At 56.1% G+C, this 4,900-nt stretch carries 4 protein-coding genes; 3 read left to right on the top strand and 1 reads right to left on the bottom strand.

From position 1 onward, the window contains the following. The first annotated feature begins 146 nt into the window (after positions 1-146). From ABS761_RS16695 to ABS761_RS16685, 3 genes are all read left to right on the top strand, one after another. Positions 147-575: a cupredoxin domain-containing protein gene (locus tag ABS761_RS16695; protein ID WP_350409521.1), complete on the top strand. Its 429-nt coding sequence runs from the start codon at positions 147-149 to the stop codon at positions 573-575. A gap of 84 nt (positions 576-659) precedes the next feature. Then, a complete protein-coding gene (locus ABS761_RS16690) occupies positions 660-1,241 on the top strand; it encodes a M23 family metallopeptidase (protein WP_350409520.1) in 582 nt (193 codons plus the stop codon). 79 nt (positions 1,242-1,320) lie between these two features. Next, positions 1,321-1,794 (top strand): c-type cytochrome, encoded by a 474-nt coding sequence (locus ABS761_RS16685; RefSeq protein WP_350409519.1) that lies wholly within the window; start codon positions 1,321-1,323, stop codon positions 1,792-1,794. A gap of 24 nt (positions 1,795-1,818) precedes the next feature. Here ABS761_RS16685 and ABS761_RS16680 read toward each other — a convergent pair whose 3' ends face one another. Beyond that, complete coding sequence (locus ABS761_RS16680; protein ID WP_350409522.1) at positions 1,819-4,140, bottom strand: heavy metal translocating P-type ATPase; 2,322 nt, start codon at positions 4,138-4,140, stop codon at positions 1,819-1,821. Positions 4,141-4,900 lie beyond the last annotated feature (760 nt).

The following is a 4,900-nucleotide window of genomic DNA, read 5'->3' as shown; positions in this document are numbered from 1 at the left end:
AATCAGAGAAAATCGCCTGTCCGGCACTGGGTGGTCACGATCACCGGAATCGGTGGTCACGATCATCGGAATACGCAGCTATACTGATCGTAAGCACTCTACCTGCCCTCGCAATAGCTTCCGGGAGCCACGGTGGAAGTCACAAGATGGACGATGGCACCATGATGCCAGGGCATGATATGTCCAGCATGACAGCAGGTAGCTCAGCCGTAGGACAACCTGGCGATGCAGCCAAGGTTACCCAGACGATAGAGATCGTCATGGACGACACCATGCGCTTCACTCCTAGTGAAATCAACGTAAAGGCGGGTGAGACTGTCCGGTTTTTGATTAAGAACTCAGGCAAACTCCCCCATGAGATGGTCATCGGCTCGGTCGCTGAGATGCGCGATCATGCGGCCATGATGAAAAAGACGCCTGGTATGAAGCATGCCGAACCCAACATGATTTCGCTTAACCCTGGCCAAAAAGGCGGACTGATCTGGCAGTTCACCCAAGCCGGCACCGTCGACTTTGCTTGTCTGATAGCTGGGCACATGGAAGCCGGCATGGTCGGCAAGGTAAAAGTCCAGTAGCACGACACTCCCCCTCATTGACCAGAGCCGATTTGGCTACAAAAGGCGAGTCCCCTAGCGCTATTCAAATATTTTCTATGTGACATGTATACGATATCAAAAGCCGTGCTTCTTATTGCTAGTTACCTCGTAGTAGGCACTGCGGCTGCATCCGAGGTCAGGCAAATCTCCATCACCGAAGACCCCGTTCATGCGTTCGGGGGCCACACGCATAAAGCGGCTGATAGGCTGGAGAACCTGCGCAAGATATTTTTTACCACCCCACTGAGCGAACGCGCACGTATCAACTCCGCCTTTGGCTATCGGCTTCACCCGGTCTCGGGCAAGTGGGCGGGCCATCAAGGCCTTGACTATCCTGCCCCGAAAGGCACACCTATCCGTGCGACGGCTCGGGGAAAGATATCTTTCATCGGCACCCAAAACGGATACGGGAAAGTGATCTTCATTGAGCATAACAATATGTACTCTACCGTCTACGCTCACCAGAGTCGTTTTAAGAGTGGCCTGAAGAAAGGGGCAAGTATCGAAAAGGGGCAGATCATCGGGTACGTGGGCTCTACGGGGATAGCTAGCGGCTCGCATCTGCATTACGAGATGCGAGTCAACGATCAGCCGGTAGATCCCATTCAAGAAAAGCGACGGCTAGCCGCTTACGCCCAAAAATGAGGTTACGGTTTTGCTGCCCAAGTGACGGCAGTCCACACGCGACATTGACCGTACAGTAACAAGGACAACGACGACATTCATGAAGAAAGCAACTGCGATCATTGGTGTGTTTGGCATTCTGGCGCTCGGCGCAGGCGCACTCATATATGAGTCTTTGAAGAGCTCACAACCGGCTTATATCGATCCCTCAGATCAGGCGCTCGTGACCCTTGGAAGGAAAATCTACACCAACAACTGTGCTGCCTGCCACGGCGCAAAGCTGGAAGGCCAGCCGAACTGGCGCATGCGCCGAGCAGATGGGCGCCTGCCCGCACCTCCACACGATAAAACAGGGCACACCTGGCACCATCCCGACGCCATGTTGATTAGCATCACCAAAAATGGCTTGATACCCGGCAAAACTGCGCCTCCCGGATACGTGAGTGACATGCCGGCCTATGGCGAACTGCTAAGCGACCATGACATTACAGCCGTATTGGCTTACATCAAGAGCTCCTGGCCACCTAAGGTACTAGCCGCCCAGAAGGAAGTCACCCTGCAACCGCGACAGTAAGCGCCTGCAGAGCAAAGCGACTCATCACTTTGCTTTGTGCAGGCGCAAGGCATTCGCCACCACCGACGCCGAACTCAAACTCATGGCGAGTGCCGCAAACATGGGCGAGAGCAGCAGACCCGTCAATGGATAGATCACGCCTGCTGCCAGCGGCACACCCAGCGCGTTATACACAAAGGCGAACCCCAGGTTTTGTTTCATGTTCGTGATAGTCGCATTAGACAAATGACGAGCGATCGATATCCCCCGCAGATCGCCTTTGACCAAGGTGACTTGGGCGCTATTCATCGCGACATCCGTGCCTGTACCCATGGCGATACCCACATCGGCTTTGGCCAAGGCAGGCGCATCATTGATCCCATCCCCAGCCATCGCCACGATATGCCCCTGCTTTTGAAGGTCGGTGACTAGATCAAGCTTATCGGCGGGCTTAACTTCGCCATGGACCTCATCGATACCCAGGCGCTGCGCCACGGCCTTGGCGGTCGATACGCCATCGCCCGTAGCCATGATGACCCGTATGCCGGCTGCCTTAAGCTCATCCAACGCCTCTTGCGTGCTGGCTTTGATGGGATCCGATACGGCGAGGAGGCCTAATAGGATGCTATCTGCGGCCAGATACATGACGCTTGCGCCCTGAACACGCAGGCTCTCGGCGCGCCCGCTCAGTACCGCCACATCGATACCTTCTTGCTGCATCAGCGCGGTGTTACCGAGCGCCAGGCGCTTGCCTTCAACCGTGCCACGAACCCCGATCCCTGTACCAGACTCGAATCCGTCTACCGTAGCCAATACGATGCCCTGCTCTCGCGCGGCGCTCACGATGGCATCGGCCAAGGGGTGTTCGCTGCCTTGATCCAGACTGGCAGCCAGGCGCAGTACCTCGTCAGCGCTACCACCCTGGACGGGAACCGCTTGTTCAAATGTGGGGCGCCCTTCGGTCAAGGTACCGGTCTTATCGACGATCAAGGTATCCACCTTACGGAAGTTCTCGATCGCGGCAGCGTCACGAAACAAGACGCCATGTGTCGCACCACGACCCGTCGCCACCATGATCGACATGGGCGTAGCCAGGCCTAACGCACACGGACAGGCAATGATCAAGACGGCCACTGCATTGATGAGGCCATATACCCAACTTGGCTGCGGCCCCCAGAGCCCCCACACAAAAAACGTGATGATGGCGATGGCAACGACCGCCATGACGAAATACCCCGCCACGTGATCGGCCATGCGCTGCATAGGCGCTCGGGAGCGCTGTGCCTGCGCCACGAGCTGCACAATTTGAGCCAACACCGTGGCCGCGCCCACCTTCTCAGCACGAATCACCAAGGCGCCGGACGTATTCATCGTCGCGCCGATCACTTTGTCGCCGACGCGCTTGCTGACGGGCAGCGGTTCACCGGTCAGCATGGATTCATCTACTGAACTCGCGCCCTCCTCGACCGTCCCATCGACCGGTACTTTCTCGCCAGGACGCACACGCAAGCGATCGCCTTCATGAACGTGGGTGAGCGGTACGTCTTCTTCAGTGCCATCAGCCCCGATCCGCCGAGCGGTCTTTGGAGCCAGCCCCATTAGTGACCTGATGGCTGCAGAGGTCTGCGAACGCGCTTTCAACTCCAGGATTTGTCCGAAAAGCGTCAATGAGATGATGACGACCGCAGCCTCGAAGTACACCGCGATGCGCCCCATGGATAGGAACGTGTCGGGGAAGACTTCAGGCGCAACCGTCGCCACAACGCTATAGATAAAAGCTGCCGACGTCCCTAGGCCGATGAGCGTCCACATATTCGGGCTGCGGTTGATCACGGACTGCACGCCTCGCACAAAAAACGGCCATCCAGCCCAAAGTACCACAGGCAAGGAAAGCACCAGCTCGATCCAGCTTTGGGTCGTCAGCTCGAACCACCCCAGTTGATGCCCGAACATGGCCAGTGTGGTGACGATCAGCGTGAGCGGCAAGGTCCACCAAAATCGACGGCTAAAGTCCACCAGCTCGGGGTTATCGTCCTCTAGCGTGGGCATCAGCGGTTCCAGCGCCATGCCACACTTGGGACAGCTTCCAGGGTGGTCTTGGCGAATCTCCGGATGCATCGGACAGGTGTAAATGGTGCCTGGCGCTACTGCTTCGGTGTGCTGCTCTTCTGGCTGGCCTTTAGAGAGATATTTGGTCGGGTCAGCGCTGAATTTGGCTTTGCAGCCCGTACTGCAGAAATAATATGGCTGACCATCATGCGCCAGATGGTGTGGCGATTGCTCGGTCACTGCCATGCCACAGACCGGATCTTTTAATGCTGAGGTCGGGGATGCGTCCGGCTTGGCATGAGTCTCACCAACGTGCATTGATCCGCCGCTCAAATCACTCGATTGGCCGTGATGAGCATGCTCGTGGTCGTGGTCGTGTGGTGTCATAGCGCAGCTGCTTTCCCTGTTTGGTACTAGGCTACGCCGACTAATATCACCATCTAGAAACAGCGTAGGGTCTGAGATTGGAACCGATGGTTAGGCTGATTGATCATGCCATACTTTGCTACGCTCAAAGCTGACAATTTGCCATCAGCTTGATTACATTTTTGTCATCTTCTGGGCGTGGGTCAGTAACTTGGCGACGCTCGAACCTTGCCGTCCCGCCCTCATGGCAGTGGCCTGCAAACAGTGCTAATTGTTTTGCAGCGCCTCAAGCGCGACCAGCTGAAATTAGCTCTTGCGGCAATAACAATAGACGAACTTTTGCAAGGCCCCTGATGGCGTGTGGTGATCTTCCTTCACATGCTGCATCAACGTAAAGGAAGCGCCAAACTCGTCATGAAGCTCCTCGGAACTGTAGCGTGCGACCGGCAGCCCACTGCATCGCGTCGGACCATCCTCGGCAAAGGTGGCGACAATGACGTGTCCGCCCGGCCGGACTGAACGCAGAACCTGCTCAACATAGGCATGGCGCTCCTGCTCCGAGATAAGGAAGTGGAAAACTGCACGATCATGCCAGACGTCATAGGCATTTTTGGGGAGCTGTACTTCGGTGATATTAGGGAAGGTCTGATCAAGCCGATTTCAGAATCCGCTTTTCCAGCCCAATCGACTCGGTTTTCATAATGCAGAAAAA

The sequence above is a fragment of the Castellaniella sp. GW247-6E4 genome, assembly GCF_040276065.1.
In the GTDB taxonomy this organism is placed as follows: domain Bacteria; phylum Pseudomonadota; class Gammaproteobacteria; order Burkholderiales; family Burkholderiaceae_B; genus Castellaniella.
The sequence above is the reverse complement of the archived record's forward strand: the minus strand, read 5'-3'. Positions and strand labels throughout refer to the sequence as shown.